General features: G+C 35.5%; 22 protein-coding genes, 1 pseudogene and 1 other annotated feature. Of the genes and pseudogenes, 14 read left to right on the top strand and 9 right to left on the bottom strand.

Going from position 1 to position 23,353, the window contains the following annotated elements; genetic code table 11:
- Positions 1 to 152: 152 nt before the first annotated feature.
- On the top strand, positions 153 to 362 hold the full coding sequence (locus AC6BKE_RS19385) for a hypothetical protein (RefSeq protein ID WP_230593923.1): 210 nt from the start codon (positions 153 to 155) through the stop codon (positions 360 to 362).
- A gap of 750 nt (positions 363 to 1,112) precedes the next feature.
- A pseudogene (locus tag AC6BKE_RS19380) lies at positions 1,113 to 1,577 on the top strand (Type 1 glutamine amidotransferase-like domain-containing protein); the annotation flags it as partial.
- A 103-nt stretch (positions 1,578 to 1,680) separates the two neighbouring features.
- Here the strand turns inward: AC6BKE_RS19380 and AC6BKE_RS19375 are convergent.
- Positions 1,681 to 2,148, bottom strand: a complete 468-nt coding sequence (locus tag AC6BKE_RS19375; protein WP_089932828.1) for a MarR family transcriptional regulator — start codon at positions 2,146 to 2,148, stop codon at positions 1,681 to 1,683.
- 256 nt (positions 2,149 to 2,404) lie between these two features.
- Here AC6BKE_RS19375 and AC6BKE_RS19370 point away from each other — a divergent pair, with 256 nt between their 5' ends.
- The 4 genes from AC6BKE_RS19370 to AC6BKE_RS19355 are packed head-to-tail and all read left to right on the top strand — an operon-like array spanning position 2,405 to position 6,640.
- Positions 2,405 to 3,595 carry a MalY/PatB family protein gene (locus AC6BKE_RS19370; RefSeq protein ID WP_499858325.1) on the top strand — a complete coding sequence of 397 codons (1,191 nt, stop codon included), beginning with the start codon at positions 2,405 to 2,407 and terminating at the stop codon, positions 3,593 to 3,595.
- Between the two features lie 29 nt (positions 3,596 to 3,624).
- Positions 3,625 to 4,914, top strand: coding sequence for an amidohydrolase (locus tag AC6BKE_RS19365; RefSeq protein WP_499857740.1), 1,290 nt, complete (start codon positions 3,625 to 3,627; stop codon positions 4,912 to 4,914).
- A 30-nt stretch (positions 4,915 to 4,944) separates the two neighbouring features.
- Entirely contained in the window at positions 4,945 to 5,151 is a 207-nt protein-coding gene (locus tag AC6BKE_RS19360) for a DUF3311 domain-containing protein (protein WP_036126201.1), read from the top strand.
- Position 5,152: 1 nt separating this feature from the next.
- Positions 5,153 to 6,640 (top strand): sodium:solute symporter family protein, encoded by a 1,488-nt coding sequence (locus AC6BKE_RS19355; RefSeq protein WP_036126203.1) that lies wholly within the window; start codon positions 5,153 to 5,155, stop codon positions 6,638 to 6,640.
- Positions 6,641 to 6,797: 157 nt separating this feature from the next.
- On the opposite strand, the gene AC6BKE_RS19350 is transcribed toward AC6BKE_RS19355, so the two are convergent.
- From AC6BKE_RS19350 to AC6BKE_RS19340, 3 genes are all read right to left on the bottom strand, one after another.
- Entirely contained in the window at positions 6,798 to 7,709 is a 912-nt protein-coding gene (locus AC6BKE_RS19350; RefSeq protein ID WP_499857737.1) for a DNA glycosylase, read from the bottom strand.
- A gap of 539 nt (positions 7,710 to 8,248) precedes the next feature.
- Complete coding sequence (locus tag AC6BKE_RS19345) at positions 8,249 to 8,782, bottom strand: hypothetical protein (protein WP_342534852.1); 534 nt, start codon at positions 8,780 to 8,782, stop codon at positions 8,249 to 8,251.
- A 31-nt stretch (positions 8,783 to 8,813) separates the two neighbouring features.
- On the bottom strand, positions 8,814 to 9,479 hold the full coding sequence (locus AC6BKE_RS19340) for a hypothetical protein (RefSeq protein ID WP_036126212.1): 666 nt from the start codon (positions 9,477 to 9,479) through the stop codon (positions 8,814 to 8,816).
- 430 nt (positions 9,480 to 9,909) lie between these two features.
- On the opposite strand from AC6BKE_RS19340, the gene AC6BKE_RS19335 reads away from it, so the two are divergent.
- The 4 genes from AC6BKE_RS19335 to AC6BKE_RS19320 all read left to right on the top strand — a co-directional run bounded on the left by AC6BKE_RS19335 (position 9,910) and on the right by AC6BKE_RS19320 (position 12,715).
- Complete coding sequence (locus AC6BKE_RS19335; protein ID WP_036126214.1) at positions 9,910 to 10,623, top strand: 2OG-Fe(II) oxygenase; 714 nt, start codon at positions 9,910 to 9,912, stop codon at positions 10,621 to 10,623.
- Between the two features lie 88 nt (positions 10,624 to 10,711).
- The gene (locus AC6BKE_RS19330) at positions 10,712 to 11,350 is read left to right on the top strand and encodes a bifunctional transcriptional activator/DNA repair enzyme AdaA (RefSeq protein WP_271913498.1); all 639 of its coding nucleotides are present in this window, start codon (positions 10,712 to 10,714) and stop codon (positions 11,348 to 11,350) included.
- Positions 11,334 to 11,867 (top strand): methylated-DNA--[protein]-cysteine S-methyltransferase, encoded by a 534-nt coding sequence (adaB, locus tag AC6BKE_RS19325; protein WP_499857732.1) that lies wholly within the window; start codon positions 11,334 to 11,336, stop codon positions 11,865 to 11,867. Before AC6BKE_RS19330 ends, adaB begins: the two co-directional genes overlap by 17 nt.
- Positions 11,868 to 11,896: 29 nt before the next feature.
- Entirely contained in the window at positions 11,897 to 12,715 is an 819-nt protein-coding gene (locus tag AC6BKE_RS19320) for an SPL family radical SAM protein (protein ID WP_499857730.1), read from the top strand.
- Positions 12,716 to 12,976: 261 nt separating this feature from the next.
- On the opposite strand, the gene AC6BKE_RS19315 is transcribed toward AC6BKE_RS19320, so the two are convergent.
- Both AC6BKE_RS19315 and AC6BKE_RS19310 read right to left on the bottom strand, forming a co-directional pair.
- Positions 12,977 to 13,213 (bottom strand): DUF362 domain-containing protein, encoded by a 237-nt coding sequence (locus AC6BKE_RS19315; protein ID WP_036126223.1) that lies wholly within the window; start codon positions 13,211 to 13,213, stop codon positions 12,977 to 12,979.
- Positions 13,213 to 13,734: a YwhD family protein gene (locus AC6BKE_RS19310; RefSeq protein ID WP_330493301.1), complete on the bottom strand. Its 522-nt coding sequence runs from the start codon at positions 13,732 to 13,734 to the stop codon at positions 13,213 to 13,215. The genes AC6BKE_RS19315 and AC6BKE_RS19310 overlap by 1 nt, the downstream gene beginning before the upstream one ends.
- A gap of 574 nt (positions 13,735 to 14,308) precedes the next feature.
- On the opposite strand from AC6BKE_RS19310, the gene AC6BKE_RS19305 reads away from it, so the two are divergent.
- From AC6BKE_RS19305 to AC6BKE_RS19295, 3 genes are all read left to right on the top strand, one after another.
- The gene (locus tag AC6BKE_RS19305; RefSeq protein ID WP_036126227.1) at positions 14,309 to 16,390 is read left to right on the top strand and encodes a serine hydrolase domain-containing protein; all 2,082 of its coding nucleotides are present in this window, start codon (positions 14,309 to 14,311) and stop codon (positions 16,388 to 16,390) included.
- A 385-nt stretch (positions 16,391 to 16,775) separates the two neighbouring features.
- On the top strand, positions 16,776 to 17,126 hold the full coding sequence (locus AC6BKE_RS19300; protein ID WP_036126229.1) for a PadR family transcriptional regulator: 351 nt from the start codon (positions 16,776 to 16,778) through the stop codon (positions 17,124 to 17,126).
- Positions 17,113 to 18,111 (top strand): HAAS signaling domain-containing protein, encoded by a 999-nt coding sequence (locus tag AC6BKE_RS19295; RefSeq protein ID WP_499857726.1) that lies wholly within the window; start codon positions 17,113 to 17,115, stop codon positions 18,109 to 18,111. Before AC6BKE_RS19300 ends, AC6BKE_RS19295 begins: the two co-directional genes overlap by 14 nt.
- A 907-nt stretch (positions 18,112 to 19,018) precedes the next feature.
- On the opposite strand, the gene AC6BKE_RS19290 is transcribed toward AC6BKE_RS19295, so the two are convergent.
- Positions 19,019 to 19,294, bottom strand: a complete 276-nt coding sequence (locus AC6BKE_RS19290; RefSeq protein WP_058843557.1) for a YqhV family protein — start codon at positions 19,292 to 19,294, stop codon at positions 19,019 to 19,021.
- 214 nt (positions 19,295 to 19,508) lie between these two features.
- Positions 19,509 to 19,760: a binding site (T-box leader), on the top strand.
- Positions 19,761 to 19,838: 78 nt separating this feature from the next.
- Here AC6BKE_RS19290 and AC6BKE_RS19285 point away from each other — a divergent pair.
- Positions 19,839 to 21,200 carry an amino acid permease gene (locus tag AC6BKE_RS19285; RefSeq protein ID WP_340811148.1) on the top strand — a complete coding sequence of 454 codons (1,362 nt, stop codon included), beginning with the start codon at positions 19,839 to 19,841 and terminating at the stop codon, positions 21,198 to 21,200.
- 770 nt (positions 21,201 to 21,970) lie between these two features.
- On the opposite strand, the gene AC6BKE_RS19280 is transcribed toward AC6BKE_RS19285, so the two are convergent.
- Together AC6BKE_RS19280 and AC6BKE_RS19275 are read right to left on the bottom strand one after the other, a co-directional pair.
- The gene (locus AC6BKE_RS19280; protein WP_036126241.1) at positions 21,971 to 22,399 is read right to left on the bottom strand and encodes a HEAT repeat domain-containing protein; all 429 of its coding nucleotides are present in this window, start codon (positions 22,397 to 22,399) and stop codon (positions 21,971 to 21,973) included.
- Positions 22,400 to 22,979: 580 nt separating this feature from the next.
- Positions 22,980 to 23,126 carry a YrzI family small protein gene (locus tag AC6BKE_RS19275; protein WP_080717122.1) on the bottom strand — a complete coding sequence of 49 codons (147 nt, stop codon included), beginning with the start codon at positions 23,124 to 23,126 and terminating at the stop codon, positions 22,980 to 22,982.
- Positions 23,127 to 23,353 lie beyond the last annotated feature (227 nt).

Raw genomic sequence — 23,353 nt, 5'->3', positions numbered from 1 at the left:
TGGGGTGGAGTGATACTATGCCATACATTCACGAGTTTGGAATCATTTCTTGTATAACTTTCTAAGGTTTTTAGTAAAAAATACATCACGTTGAAACATTCGCCCACAACACAAATAGACCGTTTAAAAGTCTCGTCTATTGGGGAATAACCTTGACACCACCGAGCTTTCATAGACAATTTTTAAATATGGTGAGTGAAGCCAATGTCGAATATCAATCAGCAGAACTTGAAGAATTAATCAAAAAAATTGCTGAGGCAATAAAACAAGATAAATGGATGATTCATTATAGTGTTTCATTTTTCCAATACATACAGGTAAGGGGAAGAGGCGATTGTTCAATAAGAGCAATCGCTTCTTAACATACCCTTTTTAAAATCATATTAAATTATTAAACTGTATGTTGTTATCACTTGGTATCTTAGTAATAAGGGTGATTTATTTTATTAAATCCGAAACGACCTGACCAATTAAGAACAAAAAATGATTGGTAATATAATTTGAACCCATCTTGTTTGGATGTACGGAATAATCTTTAAGCCTAAGAAAGAGCCAACAATATAGCCAATTGAAACAGGAATAGCAATTCCCCAATTAACAATGCCAGTAAAATAATAAAAGAGAAAGTGTCTGTTCAGCAAGCAGATATTCAGCAAAGTTTATATATTTGCTCGCGGAAATCCGATCTAATCGAACAACCATTTATACACTTTTTAAAAACTCATTCTTAAGCTAACCTTTAAAATCGTGAACACGTACAATGCTGTTTTGGTTGACTCTATTTAATCAATAAGGTATGTAGAGTGAGATATATAGTTGGGAGTAATTATTGGTGAAAATCCGTAAAGAGAATAAAAACGTATGTTAATATTCGAGAATTAATTAATCGTTCGTGTTTTTAACGGTGAAATGCGAATCATCCACTGGCTAGACACTTTTACTTTTGCGTAAAAAACGAACATTATAGATAAAGCTTTGTTAATGAAATGATTAGGAGGAAATACTTTACGAAAACTAGTAGTCAGTTTGTACGATGAGCAATAGATTCAACTGTTTCTGGAAGAGGCTGAAAAACTGAATTTTATATTTAAAAATGAAATCATAGACATCTATCAGGTATTATGTTCGATGACTATCATTTAATTAATTATCATGTACAGAAGGAAGATGCCCAAACCATACTTCAAAATGCGTCAGCTATTTTCTTGTTAGGTGGAGATACTCTTAAACAGAATGAGTTTTTGATAGACTATGAATTGACGGATTTGATTAAAAAAAGCACAGCTGTTGTAATGGGGGCAAGCGCAGGAGCAATCAATATGTCCGCTAAATGGTTATGCTCGAAAAACTTTGGTTATCCAGTTGAAAAAAGCTTTTTATACGAAGGGATCGGTCTTGACAATTTTTCCGTCCTGTCGCATTTTGATCTTGAAAATAAACTTTATCGAAAGAAATAGATATTTATACGTCGAACAAAGATTGCGCTGTACGTGTAAAGAGAGGCAACATCGACATTTTAGGCTATGTCTATTTAATTTCCCACTCCCAAAATTCAGAAATTGGATGAGACGCTCTAGCTGTGGTGAATAGCTAGAGCGTGTTTGGATCAATCTTTTTTCCAAAACACGCTCTTTTCTTTTTTTAAAGTATCAATTTGATCAAACCTTGGCAACAGAAGGTTTAGGCTTTTTCATGAAGTGTACTTTTTGTTCGCTCATTAATTAGGTTAAGAAGTGTAATGATTTTCTGAAAATCTTCAATGGTGAATCTTTCTAAATCCTTTAAGTAATTGCCAAACTCTTCTTTATCGAGTTTTTTATGATATTCATATACCAGTTGACCTTTTGGTGTCAATTCAATCGTTAATTCTCGATAATTTTCAGGATTTCTATATTTAAATGCTAATTCTTTTTTTATTAATTTATCCATCATTTGAGAAACTGCACTTTTTGTACGGTGTGTGATTTCTGCAATTTCAGTAGTATTTGTTTTGATTTTATCACCTATTAAATTGAGTGTGTGAGCCTCTATCATATATAGTTCATCTTCCGTACCGTACTTTCTCGGGATACTTTCATAGGTACTAATGGATCGAGATGTTTCAAAAAGTGTCTCCATTAGCTCATAAAAGATTTCTTCTTTCTCCACAGATCATTCCCCCTTAGTAAACAAACATCCCTTTATTTTAACATATTCATAAATAATTTCCTTCAATTAATCATGAAGCTTCAACAACCAATCAATTTTTGTGAAGGGGATCAAACATCCAAATTGTAATTTTCGGAAAATTCTATTTTTTTATTGACGATTTTACAGTTAAGGTGCTAAACTGATGAAAATAATTGCTCAGGTACGGAAAAAACGTATTTTCGAGCAATGACGAGGAAGGGGGATGAGAGAAAGAATGATATATGATTTTGATGAAATAATTAGTCGACGTCGTACTTATTCGTTAAAGTGGGACGGGGAAGAATTAATTAAAGACATCGGTTATACAGAAAGATATGATTATGAAACGATTCCATTATTTACAGCTGATATGGATTTACCCGTCATGCAGCCTTTGATAGATGCACTTCATCAAACGGTTGATCATCGAATCTTTGGGTATTCTATTTTTCCGAATGAGTACTTTGAATCCATTCAGCATTGGTTTAAAAAAAGGCATGATTGGGTGATCAAAAGAGAGGAAATCGTATATAGTCCTGGAACGGTTCATGCTTTGAATATAGCTGTACAAGCATTTACTAAGCCTGGGGAAGGAATCATTATACAACGGCCAGTTTATCCACCGTTCACTACTGCGATAGAGCGTAATGGTAGAATTGTTCAAAATAACGCAATGAAATGTGAATCAGATGGATCTTTTTCAATTGATTTCGTAGATTTTGAAGAGAAAGCAAAGGATAAAAACACAACCATGTTTATTCTTTGTAATCCACATAATCCAACTGGAAATATATTCACCAATAAAGAATTGAAAAGGCTTTCAAAAATTTGCGAGGAACATAATGTAATCATTGTGGCAGATGAAATCCACGGTGACTTAATTAGGAAAAATAAAAGATTTACACCAATCTGTAAGGTTGTAGAAAATACTGATCATATTGTCACTTGTACAGCCATTAACAAAACATTTAATGTTGCGGGTCTTCATTGTACAAATGTCATCATTTCCAACCCCGAACGCAGAAAAAACTTTAATGACATAATGGGGATGCAGTTACCGTCACCGTTTACCATTGCAGCTCTTATAGCCGTCTATAACGAGGGAGATGAATGGTTGGGACAAGTTACGCAATATATTGACGGCACAATGGAGTTTGTAAAAAGCTTTTTAGCTGAAAACATGCCTACAGTTAAAGTAAGAATTCCAGACGGCACATATGTGATGTGGATGGACTTTAATGGATATGGTCTTTCCGATCGAGAGATTCATCATCGTATCTATAATAAAGCGAATGTTCTTCTAGAAGATGGATGGATGTTCGGAAAAGAAGGGGAAGGTTTTCAAAGAATTTGTGTCCCTTCGCCAAGACCACTTATAAAGCAAGCACTTGAACGGATTGCTGTTGAATTTCAGGATTTGGAATAGAATAATCCATTAAAATAGGGGTGTATAAAATGACAACAATCGAGTTTGAACTTAATGCTTTAAAGGCTGCAGAAGAAATCGAAGGCTATGTCATTAATATAAGAAGAGATCTTCACAAGCATCCGGAGATTGGGTTACAGGAAATACGGACTATTAAAGTAGTTACAGAGGAATTAACTAAAATGGGCATTGATTACGAGATCGTCCCGAATGGTGGAATTATTGGATTTATTCATGGGGAACAACCAGGGAAAACATTGATACTTAGAGCTGATTTAGACGCACTTCCGATGAAAGAAAACGAAAATAATTTAAAAATGAAAAAAATAGTCGTTTCTAGTACTAGTCAAGCTGCTCATACTTGTGGTCATGATGGACATACAGCAATGCTTCTAGGGGCAGCGAAGATTTTGGTTCAACATAAAGATAAGGTAAAAGGAAAAGTACTTCTTGCTTTTGAGCAAGGAGAAGAAATGGGCGGAGGCATTTACAATCTTTTAACACGCTTATATGAATTAGGGGCTGACGGCATTTGGGGCATCCATTTAAAATCTGATATTCCAACAGGGAAAATATCTGTTGAACCAGGACCAAGAATGGCTGCTTCCTTTAGTTTTAATGTGCTATTGAAAGGAAAAAGTGGACATGGCTCCAGACCAGATTTATCGGTGGCTCCATTAGATTGCTTTACAGATTTTTACAGCAATTTAAAAGCTATGAGAATAAATACTTTAGATCCTTTTAAAACCATTACCTATTCTATTGGCATGATTCATTCCGGTTCTGCCGTAAATATCATTCCAGAAAGCTTACAATTCTCAGGAACTGCCAGATATTTAGATGATGATCAAGGTTCACATGCTGCAAGCGAATTTAAACGAATCCTAGAAAAAGTTTGCGACCTACATCGTTGCACATATGAATTTATTACAGAGCCCATTGAATCGGATTTATTTGTTTACAACCAAAACGATTGCGCACACATAGCATCACTTGCTGTAGAAAAGGCATTAGGTGTAAAGACGTTATATTCTTCACCAGCATGGATGGGCTCAGAATCCTTTGCGTTTTATGAAAAATACTTTCCAGGTGTATTTGCCTTCGTTGGAATAAAAAATCTTGAAAAAGGGGTTGGGGCAGAGCATCATAATGATTTCTTCGATCTAGATGAAGATGCTCTCAAGCTAGGTGTAGCTTCCACTGTACAATACACCATTGATTTTCTAAATAATGAACATCAAATCGTATTTGCGGCTGACAAAAGGGATGTCAAAAGCTTGTTTATTGATAATGGATTTGCCCAATTAATAAAACAATAGGCCATCTTATAAAAGAAGGAGATAGATAAAATGACTCGAAAAAGACTTTGTTATTTACTATCATTCATTGCATACTTTGGAATGCCTTTGGGAGTTCCCTTTATTAAAAGTACCGAACCTTATATCTTGGGACTTCCGCTTTTGTTATTTTGGATGGTTCTTTGGATTTTATTAGGGACAGGTATCATGCTTTTAGTACATCGCTTAAATCCAGACGTAAAAGCAGAGGTGGAGTAACATGACAATATCTATTGGTATTATTGCTGTGTTTTTAGGAATTGCATTAATTTTAGGCATTATGGCGAGTAGAGGGAAGGATATGAGCCTAGAGCAATGGAGTGTTGGCGGTCGGGGTTTTGGCTCTATTTTCATTTTCTTGCTAATGGCCGGAGAAATTTATACTACAAGTGCATTTTTAGGGATAAGTGGTTGGATGTATGGAAAAGGTGGAGCAGCATTCTACAACATCATGATGCTGAACTATGTCATTGCTTACTGGTTAACGCCAAAAATATGGAGCTATGGAAAGAAACATAATTTACTTTCTCAATCTGATTTTTTTGAGAAGGCATATAAAAGTAAAGCGCTTGGAATGGTTGTAGCAATAGTCGGTTTGGCGGCTTTAATTCCTTATTTAATCATTCAATTGAAAGGTCTTGGCATTATTGTTTCTGAAGCTTCTTATGGAGCCATTGACTCCAAAATCACGATTTGGATTGGAACCATTGCGATGATTGTCTATGTTATGGTTTCAGGTATTCATGGCTCAGCTTGGACAGCAGTCATTAAAGACTTCCTTATACTTGGTGTTGTTTTATTTCTAGGAATCTACTTACCATTTCATTATTATGGTGGTATTCAACCAATGTGGGAAGCTATTGAAGCCACAAATCCAGGGTTCTTAACGCTTCCAGACTCAGGTTTAAGTGCGTCTTGGTATGTTTCAACAATGATGCTGACATCATTAGGATTTTACATGTGGCCCCACACCTTTGTTGCTACTTTTTCAGCTAAAAGTGGAAATGCCCTAAGAAGAAATGCGATTATTCTACCTATCTATGCATTATTTATATTATTTGTCCTATTTACCGGAGCAGCAGCTATTCTACAAGTCCCGAATTTATCGGGAGGCGATGTTGATTTAGCATTATTCAAAATTTCCACACAAACGTTTAGCCCAGTAATAGTAGGCTTTATTGGAGCAGCAGGGCTGTTAACGGCAATTGTTCCAGGCTCATTAATTTTGATGTCTGCAGCTACACTTTTTGCAAAAAATATAATAAAGCCGTTTCGTCCTCAAATTACGGATCGACAAATTGGTATTATTGCTCGTTATACGGTTCCATTGGTTGCCCTAATTGCCCTTTATTTTACTTTTAGTGGTGGTGGTGCTATAACTCTATTATTCTTAATGGGATATGGATTAGTTACACAATTTGCACCTGCTGTTGTTTGTAGTTTCATGAAAAAAAATCCACTGTCGTTACAAGGTGTGTTCGCTGGGATAATTGTTGGCGTTATGATTGTAGGTTGGCAAGCCGCTACAGGCGCAAATCTAAGTACCCTTTTCCCGAATTGGCCAACATTTATACAAGATATCAACATTGGGTTCCTTGCATTAGGCGTTAATATTGTAGTGAGTTTAGCAGTTAGTGCATTTACAAGAAAACTTTTCATAAAGCATGATGGGGCTTCCAACGAGGAAATCGTGGAGAGTTTACCATAGTAACACATTGATATTATTGATGAATTGTAGGATAGATTTACATTTATAATAGAGCCTGTGATTATATGAAAGCTCGCAAAGAATAGTTGAAAAGAGCATGTTTTGATTCATTTGTTTCAAAGCATGCTCTTTATAATTGTTCTCATCTTAAACTTATTCAGTAAAGGACACGCCATAGATAAAAGGTAGCGTAGGATTCCCAGTTTTTCCACGGTATCGATAATTCCATGATTTCATCTTTTGTCGGCTTTCGATTCATATTTTGTAATAGTTTTATCGAATTAATAAGTCCTACATCATCGATTGGAAAGGCTGTTTGGAACCTAAGGCAGCGCATTAAAACATAATTGGCTGTCCAAGGGCCGACTCCTCGTATTTTCATTAAGCTTTTTTCAGCATCTTTAAAGTCCATTTCCATTAATTTTTCCCTCGATAATTCTCCACCTGCCATTAATTTCGCAATGCCAATGATATATTCACTTTTTTTCACCGTCATTTTAATATTTGCTAGGTCAGCAGGGGTTAATTGTGCAATTCGTTCGTATGAAGGGAACACCCAATATTTTTTACCATTCCATTCAATGAAATCGCCAAATTTTTCTACAAATTTCCTCTTTAAGGTGTACGCGAAGGCTAAGTTAATTTGTTGGCCTAAAACTCCCCAGCATAAAGCTTCAAATAAGTCGGGAATGCCGATTACTCGTAATCCATAAAATTTTTGGACAGGTATTTTAAGTAATGGGTCTGCTTTTGCCATTTCATAAAATGACGTTAAATCATTATCGAGATCAAACCATTCATGAATATATGTTACAATTTCTTGCCGCTTCCACTTTTCAATAGGTTTAGAATCATTTAGGAATTGAATCACCATTTGTTTATTATTGATTATGCTTATTTGTACTAAGGATTGAATTTTCCCAATTGTTATAACTTTTGTCATAATATTGTTCTCTGTTTCGTACATGCATTCATTTTTTTCCCTTGTTAAATAACCTAGGTTAGCATTCATGTCGAAAATTGTAGGTAATGTAATAACAATATCATCATTGACTTCATACCATGTCACTTTTCATTCTCCTCGTCCTATTAAGAGTAATTTTACTTTATCACATCATAGCCCTTACTAATTTTGTTATCTTGCTCTTACATTCTCAACTCCTTATTTTTTTCTATTTATGAGGTTATAGTGTTAGTATGACGAGATATCGATATGGGGAAAGGTACCAACCATCTATCAAATGGTTTATAAATGAATGTGACAGTATTTTTCGGAAGATGAACTTTTCAATAGCGAAAAAAGTTACGAACCCTAGCGTGGATATTCATGTTGAAAGTAAAAAATTATGAATAAAGGGGTTTATGATCTACATTTGTTGACTTCTCGATTTCTCTTTCTTTGCTGCTTAAATTTTCCCATAGAAAAACAGCACCTCCAATTGTTAGTATGTGTCTAACAATCGGGGCGCAGCACCAACCAGCTTCAGGTTCCTTAATCTCTTTTTATTGTATCCTAGACATGGATATTATAAGACCAATTCTTTATATGCATCGTATATTTATATAGAATGCAGATATTGGATGTCACCATGATTTTGAATACATTTTCTATTTAAGTGAATCAATCGTTTTAAAAATTCTTGAATACAACTCTTGTATGTTCGAATTGTTCTCTTTATGATCGATAAGCTCATACCTCCAAGTTTCATACTTGATTTCTTTATCAGTTGAGGTATTTAAATAACCAGTTGCATAACTCAAGGGTTGGATGTCAATAAATGTATCATAATCCACTCCCTCATTGACAAAAGGAATGTGAGCCTTAGTTGATTGCATAAAGAACGTCGGAATTTCTAATTCATTATAAACAGTAACGTATTGGTCATCATCTGCTTCTGAAAGAAATTCTTTAGTTATAATTACAGCGTCTAAGTCGTGTGAAATTTTTTGTGTGTTTCCTTTCAAATCATCAAAAGTTATTTTTTCAAAGACAACTTTTTCCTCACTAAAATCAGGAAATGGACCGATAATCCCGACTTTTAAATCATTCCCATTATACATTTGGTTATTTGATATGTTAGTATCACAGCCGACTATTATCAAAAGAGTAGCTAGCGTAATAATAGAAAGTATTTTTTTCATGGACCAGCCTCCGATAATGGTGAAAAATGGGTTAATAACCTAAAACATCACGTTTTGTTAGACCTGTTGTTAATGATGCATAAAAACTACTTGAAGAAGCAACAGAGTAGGATGCAGTGAAAATGTTTCCAACTCCTATTGTACCAGTATGAGTGGTTGAAGTTGAATTATAAAAGTTTCCATTGATTAGGAATAAGAAATGTCCATTATGAAGTTCCACTTTGATTGTGCCTGAAAAAGAGATTGGATTAGCTACAAATTCTTGTAAAAGCGGTGCTTGGTTTGTATTAATATATTTTGGTGTGCCGCCTGAGCTACATATCTGTACATATACTTGTAAGAGGGGTCTGTAAGTTTTTCCGAAAATCGGGATTTCCGTATTTGTTCCAAACCATGAACAGGACTCTGCCTTTGGAGAAAAGGTATCAAGTTTGTTATATTCAGCTAATTTAGAGTAAGCTTCTTGAATTGTGACGCTTTTTATTTTTGCATATTGCTCAGCTACCTGTTGGTCTGATAATTCAACAGTAAACTCTTTATTTGAGTTAAGTAGGTCTTCCAATTCCTTTGAGTTAAGTGTTGTTCCATCTATTATCTCTAATGTTTTACTATCAACCCTTTCCGTAGCTTTTACTTCAGAACCAAAGAAAGATAAAAACAAAACGAATCCTAGAAAATAAATCAATGTTTTTCTCAAAAAAATCCCTCCATTTTTTGATGATTAATCTATTCAACCTAAATATATATATAATAGAAAATACTGTCAATACATCTCTTGCTTATTGAAGAAGAGTGCATAAAGATATCTATGCTTTTCCGTATTTTTTAAAGAAGAGATTCAGTGATGTTTTATTATTTATTACGCTTACCTATACTAAGGTCCAAATTTCCCCATTGGCTATAGCTTTTGTCATGATATCTTTCTCTATTTCATATATGCATTCAATTTCCCCCTTGTTAGATCGCCTAGGTTTGCAATCATATCGAAAATTGTAGGTAATGTAATAACAATCACACCATAGCCCTTACTGATTTTGTTATCTTGCTCTTACATTCTCAACTCCTTATTTTTTTCTATTTATGAGGTTATAGTGTTAGTTATCAGGAATGTAAAGGAGGGTATAAAAATGGTCCAACATATAAAAACACGTGTTGAGAGCTTAGATTGGGAGACCATTCAACATGAATTAGATGAGCAAGGATTTGCAAAGCTTCCTGTGATTTTAACAAAGGAGGAGTGTGAATTCTTCATAGACATGTATGGTGTGGAAGAGTCATACAGAACGACAATCAATATGACGAGATATCGCTTTGGGAATGGGGAGTACAAATATTTTTCTTATCCATTACCTGACATCATCCAACATTTAAGAGAGGCTTTTTATTTGGCATTAGCAAAAACAGCTAATCGGTGGCTGAGCTATTTAAAGAAGACAGAACAGTATCCAGAACAACTTCAAGATTTTTTGAACACCTGTGAAGAGTATAATCAAACGAGACCAACACCTTTACTATTAAAGTATGAAACAGGCGGATTTAATTGTTTACATCAAGATTTATATGGTGATATATTTTTCCCGTTTCAAGTAGTATTTTTATTAAATCAACGAGATCAAGACTTTTGTGGTGGTGAATCTCTATTAGTGGAACAAATTCCGCGTGCTCAGAGTAGAGGGCATGTCATTACTTTAGAACAAGGCAGTGCGTTAATCTTTCCTACTCACCATCGACCTGTTTTAGGTAAAAAAGGATATTACAAAAATACGGTTCGTCACGGAGTAAGCACAGTTACTGCTGGAGAACGCTACGGACTTGGAATCATTTTTCACGATTCTAAGTAAAAATTAAACTTCAATATCTTGCTATTCTATTCCTAGAATTGTCCATTCTGAATTTATAGAGAGTATATTGTAAGGAGAGGTGAGATAAATGTCGGATAGTATCGATAACGGACATCGAGAGAGCCATCATCCTAGAATGATAAATGAAGTAGAAATGATAACAGAGGAAAAGTGGCAAGCCATTATAAATAATGATGCAGCGTACAATAACCAATTTTTCTACGCTGTAAGGTCGACAGGGATATTTTGTAAACCATCCTGTAAATCTCGCGTTCCGAAAAAAGAAAATGTATGCATTTTTTCAAACGCAGAACAAGCCCTCCAAGCAAATTTTCGCCCTTGTAAACGTTGCAAGCCCACTAATGAAAATCTGCCTGATAGCGAGTGGGTGGATGTAATTACGGAATACATTGATAAAAATTTCACAGAAAAATTAACGCTAGAATCGTTAGCAAATATTTGTCATGGAAGTCCGTATCATATGCATCGAACATTTAAAAAGATCAAAGGCATGACGCCAGTTGAATATATACAGGAAGTTAGAGTACACGTAGCTAAAAAGTATTTGATTCAGTCAAATAAAGCGATTGGAGATATTGCTTTATGTGTGGGGATGGCTAATACGCCTTATTTTATTACTTTATTTAAAAAGAAAACGGGACAGACGCCAGCACAATTTCGTCAAATGAGTAAAGTGGAGGAGAAGTACAATGGAAACAAAGAATAATTCAAGTCTATATTGGTCTTTACTAAAGTTTAAGGATTGGCAATTATATATTGCGTCAACTTCAAAGGGGCTTGTCTTTGTAGGTTCACAGAACAAACCATTCGAGGAATTAGTCGAATGGGCAAAAAAACGCTTTCCAGGAAGTACTCTTGTGGAAGATGATGAAATGCTTGCACCTTATGTTGTTGAAATTACTCAGTATCTAGAAGGAAAACGGAAAACCTTTACTGTTCCATTTGAGTACGTAGGTACGCCATTTCAGCAAGCCGTCTGGGATGCACTTTGTGAAATTCCTTATGGGCAGACGAAATCCTATTCCGATATTGCCAATGCTATAAATAAACCAGCTGCTGTTCGTGCTGTAGGAGCGGCTATTGGGGCTAATCCAGTATTACTTACGGTACCGTGCCATCGCGTAACAGGGAAGAATGGCTCTTTAACTGGCTATCGGGGTGGATTAGAAATGAAGACATTGCTCCTGGATCTTGAAAAGCGAGCTTCATCAAATAATGAATAATTATTGCCGTACAATGAATGGGGGCCATTATGAAACATGAAATATTCTATAAAAATCCGAAAACCATTCTAAATAAAGGAACTGGCTTTCTGTCTGGCTATACGCATTCACTAAATCCCTATACAGGCTGTTCATTTGGCTGTTCCTATTGTTATGTTCGCGAAATGCCTGTATCTCTTTTCAGGGAAGGTGAGTGGGGGCATTGGGTCGATGTTAAAAACGGAGCTGCGCATGTATTACAAAAGGAACTCCATCGGGCCAAAGCAAAAGGGAATGTAACCATTTTTATGTCATCAAGTACAGATCCGTATCAACCAATAGAACATAAGGAAAAAGTGACGCGATCTTTACTTGAAGTTATGGTAGAGAATCCTCCTGACTTCCTATTAGTACAGACTAGAAGCCCACTTGTAAGTCGAGATATCGATTTACTGCAACTTTTAAAAGATAAAGTGCGGGTAAGTATGACCATAGAGACGGATAGGGAAGATATTCGCAAGCATTTTACGCCCTATGCTCCACCTATTTCAGCAAGGCTTAAAACACTCCAACAGCTTGCTGAATTTGGTATTCCTGCACAGGTTGCCATCGCCCCCTTACTACCAAGTACTGAGCGATTTGCAGAAATATTGCGTCCCTTGGTTAACCGAGTATGTATTGACGATTATTTTATGGGGGACGGACGCGGTGGTAAACGCACACACAAGATGGGCTTACAGGCGCTATATAGAAAACTGGAAATGGAAGAATGGTATCATCCATCCGTCTATCAAATGGTTTATAAACGAATGAGGCAGTATTTTTCGGAAGAAGAACTTTTCATTAGCCAGAAGGGTTTTGAACCCTAGCGTTAAGATGGGTAAAAGGAAACCAGCATTTTTAAATATTTTTCCTTATTGTTGTACCTAATAATTCATTCATGCGAACGACTATTAGTTTGCAGGTATTGTAAATAGCCATATAAAAAAGTCGATTTCTTATTGTCTAGGAATCCGACTTTTTTTAGATAGGAAATTGCTTAGCATAATATTATAAAGGTGAAAAAAGTCTGGAGGGTGTTTTGGGCAAACGGCACTATTATGATATGAAGTATAAAATCCTAATCCATTTTAGTTTCGAAAATGATTGAGAGCTAGCAGGGTTGCTGAATCATATTCAGCAGGCAATTCATCTTCAAAAAAAATAGCTTCTACTGGACAAACTAATTCACAAGCTCCACAATCAATACAAATATCAGGATTAATTACATATTGGGTATCTGTCATAACAATGCAATTTACTGGACAGACATCCAAACAGACAGCCGCTTTTTCATCCCTACATAATTCTGTAATTACAAATGCCATTATAAATCCTCCCATCCAGACAATTGTTGTTTTAATTCTTCAGGTGAGTATTTCCAATAGTCTTCATTAAATGCAGATAAAAACTGATAAAGTAGTTTTTTTGAATTACTATCTACATGTTTCAAGAGAACTTTCCCTTTAAGTGCCTTATCTAAATAATTTACTTGTTCTGGCAAAGATTTATAGCCAAGTTTAATACGTCGTACTTCTTTTGATACCCGTACTTCACTTGCAGTACATCCCGCATAATAAGGACCATTTTGAGAAATTTGAATAGCTACCCAAACTATCCAATAACGATAATAATCGTCACTAGCATGAGCTAAATCAGAGGAAAAACGAACTTTTTTCTCGATTATACTTCGTCCATGTAAGGCTTCTAAATCTATAAACACCTGTTCTTTTTCACAATCTATAATAATCGACGTTACATTATTTAAATCAAGGGTTCCTACTCCGTAACCGCCATCTCCGTCTGTTGAATCGTTACTTAAAATTGTAAAATGCATTTTCTTTTTCATAGAAATCACCTCGACACACTTTTATATCCCTTCATTAATAAATGTTTAATACAATGCCCCAATTTAGAAACATCAATGATTGACAGATAAATTTAGTCAACGGTCTGAATATTTGCATAAAGCTAAAACGACATGAGAAAATCATTGGACTTTAATTTATACAGATTGATAATTTTTCTGATGCCAATAGAACAAACGCATTACGTATAGTTTTGTACAAATAAATGTACTTGAACGTTTTAGTAGTATTTTTTATCTATACGTAATGGTTGTCTAGGATTTTTCCTAATACTTTTATAGTTAAAAAGTATAAATAAAATATACAATTTATCTCATTACTTGTCTTCAGACTAACGTCTGAAATGTTATGTACTGGTAAATTAACTATAATACAGTTATTCATCCTTTAATAAATGAAAGGCAGTTGCTATAAATTTTCCCTTTTGTTTACTTTATTTTTCCTAAATTTGGTTTTATTGAAGTATACTGCTAATAAGGACAACAAAGAGAACTCTTTGGTCCAAATAACCGTAAGCGATGAAATCAATTGCTTATCTAAGGAGGAAATTCTGTTATGAAAAGTAAACTATCTGGGGTATTAGCTGCTACATTAGCGCTAACGATGTTCCTGCCAACAGGGGCAATGGCGTTTTCTAACAATAAGACTACAGTTGTAGCTAATCAAGTTGTAGCTAATCAAAAACTGGAGAAGATTGCAGCAGAGAAGGCTACGCTACTCACGGAATCCTATGGGACGGCTAGCGTGCAATATGCGTTAATTGATAATGGCAAGCTAATTTTGTCGGGACAGAAAGGCAAGGACAATTTAAAAGGGGAACAGTCTCTAACCAAAGATACCCAATATGGAATTGGATCGGTCAGTAAAGTGTATACAGCAGCGGCTATGATGAAATTGGTCGATGAAGGAAAAGTCGATTTAGATACTCCTGTTGTTAACTATCTTCCTGATTTTAAGATGAAGGATGAACGATACAAACGCATTACACCGCGTATGCTGTTGAACCATTCCTCCGGCTTACAAGGAACTGTGTATAGTAATGCAATTTTATTTAAAGATAATGATACCTATGTCCATGATACCTTGTTACAGCAGTTGTCAAACCAGAGCTTAAAGGCAGACCCTGGCGCGTTCTCAGTATACTGTAATGACGGCTATACGCTGGCCGAGATTTTGGTGGAAAGAGTTAGCGGTATGAGCTTCACCGAATTTCTACATCAACGTTTTACAGAGCCCCTAGAGCTCAATAATACGAAAACATCGCAGGATAAATGGGCAGACGATAAACGGGCTGAACTTTATTTTCCATCCTATCAAGGGCAACTTCCTATTGAATCAGTGAATTTGATTGGTTCGGGAGGGATTTCTTCGACAGCAGAAGATATGGTAAGGTTCTCACAATTGTTTATGGGACTGGGAAAAGAGATTCTCTCTGAGAAGGCAGTCAAGGCTATGGAGCAAGAGGAATATAAAAAAGGAATGTGGCCAGAGGATGGAGATAATATTTTCAACTATGGTCTTGGATGGGATAGTGTGAAACTATATCCATTTAGTGAATATGGGATAAAGGGTTTGGCTAAGGGCGGTGACACAATATTACAACATGCGACACTGGTCGTTCTACCAGAACAGAAGATGGCCGCTGCTGTGGTGTCATCCAGCGGTAGTAGTGTTACTAATCAACTGATGGCGACTGACTTACTGCTTGCTGCACTTAAAGAGAAGGGCACAATTAAGGATATTAAGCCAAACAAATCCTTTGGCAAGCCAGTAACGACTCAGATGCCTCAAGATTTAGTAGAGAAAGCAGGCTTTTACGGGAATAGTTTCAGTCATTTCAAACTTGAAATTATGAAGAACGGAAAACTGTTCTTATCCCTTAATCCCGAAGAAAAGTATGTATATACTGCGGACGGAAGCTTTATTAATGAGGAGGGTACATCCAAGCTCAACTTTGTCACTGAGAAGAACGGACGTACTTATTTAAAAGAGAGCACCTATCAAACAGCACCAGGTTTTGGGCAAGTTGCGATGACTCAATATTTAGCTGAGAAGCTTGAAGACAATGTACTATCGAAGGAGACTGCTGCTGCATGGAAGAAACGGGAGGGCGTGAAGTTCTATCTTGTGAACGAAAAATATAGTTCTGCTCAATATCTCGTACCAATGCTGCTTACCAAACAAATTAATCGTCAGGAAGACCTAGCGGGCTATTGGGAGGGCAGAAAAATTATAGGTCCAAACATGTCGGCGCATCAGCTTCAAATCCCAGTGATGAATGGCCGTGATATGACAGAGACTCGTTTCTATACGGAAGGCGGGAATGAATATATGGAAATGTCCGGATTTTTATATGTAAGTGGAACTAACGTAAAACCGCTTTATACAGGGCAGTCATCCAAAGTAACTTTGCAAGCAAAAGGACATGCGAAATGGTTTACGATCCCACAAGCGATAGCTGGGAAAACAATGAACGTGGAATTGTCATCGAACAGTTCGTTTGCGGTTTATGATGAGAAGGGCGTATGCGTGAATTTTACCGTTGTAAGCGGCAATAACAAAGTAAAGCTACCGAAGAATGGAACGGTTGTATTTGCTGGTGCGCCGAACTCGGAGTTTGCTATCACACTGAACTAACTATGGACTTCCACAAAAATGTTTAATATTGACTAGATGAAGCCAGGACGATCCGAATCACGTATGCTATTTATCTATCATTTCTATAATTTTATATAAGGACTGATCATTTTAAACTAAGCTCGACTATCTTATGCAACAGTTCGGCAAGTTTTGTGTAGCAGTCAAAGCCCAATTTCTCTCCTACAATTCAGAGAAATTGGGCTTTTTTAGTTTTCTTAACAAAGAATATAAACATTGTTTTTATGCACTCTTTTAAATCATTTTCATGTTATTTCTTACAAGGGTATTTGAATTTGCTTGTTGTTGTAACAATAATAGTGTACGATACATAGTATAAGTTATACAGTGTATGTCATATAGTAAGTGGAATTGAGGTGAGTGAATGAGTACGTTACTGAATTCATTAACGACAGAACTTAGGAGAGGAACGCTGACATTAGCCGTTTTAAGTCAATTACGAACACCCCAGTATGGGTATTCACTTGTTCAATTATTAGAGGAAGCGGGCATTAACATCGATCAAAGTACCTTATATCCATTGCTTCGCCGTTTAGAAAAACAAGAGTTAGTGACGAGCAGCTGGGATACATCAGAGAGTAGACCGCGTAAGTATTATGTATTAAGTGACTATGGATTAGAGGTATTTTTGCAATTAAAAAGAGAATGGATTAACAATTCAAAAGAACTTTATGAGTTATTACAAGGAGATGATGATCAAGATGAATCTGACTGAGATTTATATTCAAGAGGTCACTCGGAGGCTGCCTGAAAAAAATCGTGAGGATATCGCACTTGAGTTACGATCAACCATTGAGGATATGCTACCTGACGATTACAGTGAGGATGATGTAAAGGATGTACTTGAAAAATTAGGGAACCCAGCAGCATTAGCGAGTGGTTATCGAGATCAACCAATGCATTTAATTGGTCCACACTATTTTGATGTATATTTATCGTTATTAAAAATGATTGTCCCAATTGCCGCTGTCATTGCGTTAATTTCGATTATTGCCGAATACTTTATTGGTTTTGGTGGGGAAGAAGTGATTATTAATGCCGTCCTCACGATTATGGGTGAAGGAATATGGAGAATCATCGAAGTAGGAATACATGTCTTTTTCTGGCTAACACTCGTATTCGTCATTATTGAACGAACAGATAAAGGAAAAGATCAGCATCCGTTGTCAGCAAACCTAACAAAATGGACCCCTGAAGATTTGAAAAACATTATTTATATTCCAAAGAAAAAAGCGATTACGAAGCTTGAAGTATTTGGCTATTTAATGTGGACGGCGATTTGGGCAACTCTTTATTTTTATGCAAATCACCTTGTAGGTATATATGAAGGCGGTGGTGATGGCCTCAACTTCGTAATGCCAGCTTTCAATCAGGATGTTTTACTTCGTTATTGGCCAATTGTTATCGCTGTCATCGCTCTCGAAATTGGGTTAGCTCTCTACAAATTATTGAAAGGACAATGGACGAAAAAAATGGCAATCTTTAATACTATTGTTGAGCTTTTCGCAACCATTGTATTCATTGTTATCTTAAGCAATCCAAATTTAATGAACCAAGAATTTATAACGTACATGAGTAAATTATTTACCATAACAACTAAGCAATTGGAAATATGGATAGTCGTCGGCGTCATCATCGTATTCATTTTATCTGCAACACTCAGTATCTTCGATGGATTCCGTAAGGCTCGAATCCGTTAATTCATAGTTGTTTATAAAAGAGTAGTACATGAGCAATTTGTAAGGATTGTTAAATATTTTGTCCAAAACTATTTATCTTAACAATGGACTAATAGTTTTGGGCTTTTTTATTTAAAGACAATAAGTCTTGGACAAATTGTCTTTGGAGTGGAAATTTAATCCTTAGATTCTATATTCTTATATGGTGGTAACGTAATAAACATTTGTTACTTCTAAAATTACTTCTGCAATATACGGAATCAAAAAAATTAGGGGTATAGAAAATCAAATTTCATCATTTTTTAGAGCTGAGGCAAGCGTTGTTTGGTAATGAAGTAAAGTATAATAGGCACGATTAGCGAAGCTGATGCAGCAAAGAAGAGAAGCGCTAGAAGAGTTGTGTATAAAGGTAATAGTCAGACAAAAGTTCAATTTACTGGCAATCGATAATTTAAGGGGTTTTTGGAACTAGGCAAGGCAGAGTACAACTGACAAAAACAAAGATAGAAGAACTTATTTATCAACATGGGTAGAGGTCAAGAAATATTGTTGATCGATGTTAAGCCGAAAGAAATTGCTTTATAGATGCATTCTTTATTCAAGTAGAAAACTGCCTGATGCAGTGTAATGTTACTAAACAATCTGACAATAGAAATTAGAAAAGGGTCACTGAGTTACGGTGACCCTGAATGAGGGAGGTTGTGGCGGTCAACCAACGCCACAACCGAATAAGTGCGTGCGATACACTTAATATAAATTTGTGCAGGTAGTGGTTACTTATACATAAAAAAAAACGCAGCGTCGTCACACGCTACAGCAAACTAAATAATCTAAAAGATATTGTTTAAAAAGGGCGAAAAGGTATGCCTCATAAATGTGATGTTTGTAAGAAAGAGTTTAATTAGCATTAGAACGCGGAATGTCTATATTACTTAATATGTGAGCTAATAATAATAAGTGTTATTCCCGTAAATAAGCAAATGATTCTCGTCACAGGAATTTTATCAGCTAGTCCAAATAGTGCAATTGCTGTCGTTACGATTAAAGCTGTTGGACCAACCAATGCAAGCATTGTATTAATATAGAATGCTTTTTCTAAATTATTCAACTTTAGCATCAATAAGCCAGCACTTACTTCAATACTTCCAGACAATACACGTAAAATAACCATAGCAAGAACCGATTTTTCAATAATTGTCATCATCCTATCTTTATAGATAATTCTCGCATATATTATTATAAATCCTTCTTAGGATCATAATAGACTTCTGTTTTAATGAAATATTAAAATCAATATATGTATGATTCATATCAAATATTCTTGTTATATTATGCTTTATAGCTTTAATTTAAAAATTTTATTGACAAAATATTTTTTTTGTGTAAAATGAAAAATAATTCAAAAATATTTGTATAGAGCAAAGGCTATGAAAAGAAATAGTATCAATTATTTTTACGAACAGAAAGTTACCGGTTGATGAGAGGTGCATGTAAAACGATTGGGAATTCATCTTGGAGCTGCGTACCGAAAAGATTATTCTAAGTAGGCTACGTCGGTAAGCACCCGTAATCATGTGCGAGAGTATCGTCAAATGACCGTACTTCTTAAGGTAAGTAATGTGAATTGCTTATAAATTAAAGGTGGTAACACGAGTTGAATCGTCCTTTTGGTTAATCCAAAAGGGCGTTTTTTTATTCCTTTTTTGAGCAAGTATTTGAAAATCTAAACGTATTAGGAGTAAGACATTATGAAAGATAATCATCAAGATTCACAGCTAAAGCGCGGATTAAGTACTCGTCACATGCAATTAATTGCACTTGGTGGGTCCATTGGGGTCGGTTTATTTTATGGCTCTAGTTCAACAATTCAAATGGCTGGACCATCTATTCTACTAGCTTATTTAATTGGTGGATTAGTTATTTTCACAATTATGCGTGCATTAGGAGAAATGGCAGTAGAGGAACCAGTATCAGGCTCGTTCAGCACGTACGCGAATAAATATTTAGGACGCTTTGCGGGGTTCTTATCCGGTTGGACGTATTGGTTCATGTGGATTGTCGTTGGCATGGCAGAATTAACAGTAGTCGGTGTATACATTAACTACTGGTTCCCTGATATTCCACAATGGGTAACTGCTCTTGTAGTCCTTGTTATTATGACGCTTGTAAACCTAGCAAATGTAAAAGCTTACGGAGAATTCGAATTCTGGTTTGCGATGATTAAAGTTGTTGCGATTATCGGTATGATCGTTCTAGGATTAGCCATTATTTTCTTCGGTGTTGGCAACCATGGTGAAGCAATTGGCTTCGATAATTTATGGGCACACGGTGGCTTCATGCCAAACGGTTTCCATGGTATTTTAATGTCACTAGTATTGGTTATGTTCTCATTTGGTGGGGTTGAATTAGTTGGTATTTCTGCAGGCGAAGCTAAAAATCCTAGCAAATCCATTCCTTCAGCTATTAACAATATCGTTTGGCGTATTTTAATTTTCTATATTGGTGCATTAGGCGTTATGATGGTTATTTATCCTTGGAACGAAGTTGGTTCAGAAGGTAGCCCGTTCGTTCAAATTTTCGATTATGTCGGCATCCCTGCTGCGGCTCACATTATTAACTTTGTTGTTATTACAGCAGCAATGTCTGCATTTAATAGTGGTTTATACGGTTCAGGGCGTATGCTACACAACTTATCGGTACAAAAAAATGGTCCGAAATATTTTAAAACAGTAAGCAAAAACGGTAGTCCGCATAGAGGAGTTTTATTTTCTTCAGCGGTATTATTAATGGCGGTTGTCTTAAACTATATAGTACCTGAAAAAGTGTTTATCTATATTTCTGCTGTTGCGACGGTTGCAGTCATTACAAGCTGGATGATTATTTTATTAGCACAATTGAAATTTAGAAAGTCAAAAACGAAAGAGGAAGTAGCTGAACTGAAATTCAAAATTCCGCTTTATCCACTTTCTACGTACATTGCCATTACGTTCTTATTAATGGTTATTGTGTTAATGGCGTTTATTCCAGATATGCGTGTTGCTCTATATGTCGCCCCAGTTTGGTTTTTAATTTTATTTATTGGATACAAAGTAATAAATATTAAAAAGTAGTTGAATCATTGCATTTAAATGATACTTCTTCAACGGAGACAGTCCTTTTAGTTTGCTTGATTGGTAAGATTAATAATTTTTATCCACTAGTAAACGTTTAATAACAATATCAAATGAAAGTTTGGAAAGAAACCGAAATCCAAGAAATGCTATTAAACCAACATTTCTTGGATTTTCCTTTGAATATTGTTTCTACAGCTTTTTATGCAAAGGGCTACGATAGTAATTATGCAGAGTATGTTATCTGAATAAAATGGTTGTAAAAAGAAATTGGAAGGGTTCTATGGGTGATAGGTTACCCTTTTTTAATATATTGATAAATAATAGCTCTCTAAAAATGGAGGCTATTTGATTAATTTCTAAGAAAATTTTAAATGTCATCTGCCAACATTTTTTGAACTAGCAACGACTTCAAGTTGGGTAGGGTAGGGTAGGCAACCATCTTTTTCTTTATTATTGTACTAACGGGGCAGTTTAGTTGAAGAGTGTTGTTTAACTTGTTACTCCATAACAATTTTCTTGAGTAACATATTTAAAGAAAATTGTTATGGAGTAATGAAATTGTGAAGATTTTCACTTAAATTAAAGGAGCAAATTAGTTTAATAAGGTGTTTGTTTTATCATTAAACAATAAAGAAGATAGATGATCAAAGAAAAGAAGTAATACAAGTTAATATTAGTTTCGATGAACCGCAGCGTAAGATAAGAAAAAGCCATTCCCTCCACAAGTGGAGAGAATGACTTTCCTTCATAAATCGCAAAACTACTGATTACAATTTTGCCCAACGTTCCTCTAACCAGTTCATAAATTGTACACCTTTATCGCCTTCATACGCATCAAAGACATCTAAACGCATACGTTTTAGTTTATCCGCAAAGTCTGCCACTGTATGATCCTTCGGCAAGCTCTTTTTAACCCGCAGGAAAATTTTGTCTGTTCCTTTAATAATATCAAAACGTGCAGGTGATGGCTTCTCTACGTCTTCGCCAAGCGCCGCAAGTGCTTCATAGGCTGCTACTTGCACCTTGTAGACAGTATCATGTTGCATACGATTTATTAATAAATCTATGATTTTGTCATGTTGATAAGCCGATAACTTTTCGACTGCGTCTAAACGCTCTCGCCAGCTAGACGTATAATTTGCCTGTTTTTTTAATGTTTCATACTGCTCAGGTAATGCTGTTTCAAACTGTTTCAAATAATTGCACCTCTTTTTTTAACTAGAGGAAAAATGAATTCTTTTTCTTCTGCTTCTCTTATTATACGTTGTCTTAATGAAAATAGCGATAAATCGCTGGTAAGGATATATATATAGAAACTAATTACATTAAGAAAAGAAGGTGAACCTTATTATAATTATGTACTATCTTAAACTAACGAGGGCTTTAATTTAAGAAGACATCTGCTTAGGATCTTCCACAATGGGGCGCTGTTTTTGCGCTACATGGATGGCTAACGGAATAATGGAATTAAGATAAAAAATGCCAAGTTCAATTTTAGTATCGAGGAATTCCGCTTTTTAGAATTAGAATTTCCCTAACATTGTAATTCAGCATTTTCTTAAATTACATCAAGTTGTATGTATAAAACATCGCTTAAAAAGTGACTCCTAAAGCAACCCGTCCTAGATTAGAACGGGTTGCTTTACTGTGATTAATTGTCACTTTATATTACTTCATCTGGTGGTTGTGTCTTTCTCCAGCCATAAAACTGCATGACGTCTTTTAATCATATAAATCATTTCAATTCCCACCTTTCTTGTTTTTTAATTAACAAAATTAATATTGACGAATACGAATATAACTTTCAATTTTTCTTTGGTTCTCTTCAAAGATTTTTTTCACATTTTCATTATGAAGTGCTTGCTCACGAGAGATCTTACGTTTTGTAATAGTTATCGTGAGAGCAAAAATGTTTAATATCATTTATTATCACCTCCTTAAATTACCATGAAAAATGAAAAAAACCGTAGAGAGACTCCTCTACGGTAAAAAAAGGCACAAAAATACCGCAGGGGCACACTTCTCCCTGCGGTATGGGTATGCTTAATTACAAAAAACTTAAGCGATCCATTCCGATCTGGTCGAATGTGTGATTTTCATTTTTACTGAAGTTGTAGCTACCAATGAAATCAATTTAACGATAACGATCA

The sequence above is a fragment of the Lysinibacillus sp. COL-1 genome, from assembly GCF_059814265.1.
The sequence above is the reverse complement of the archived record's forward strand: the minus strand, read 5'-3'. Positions and strand labels throughout refer to the sequence as shown.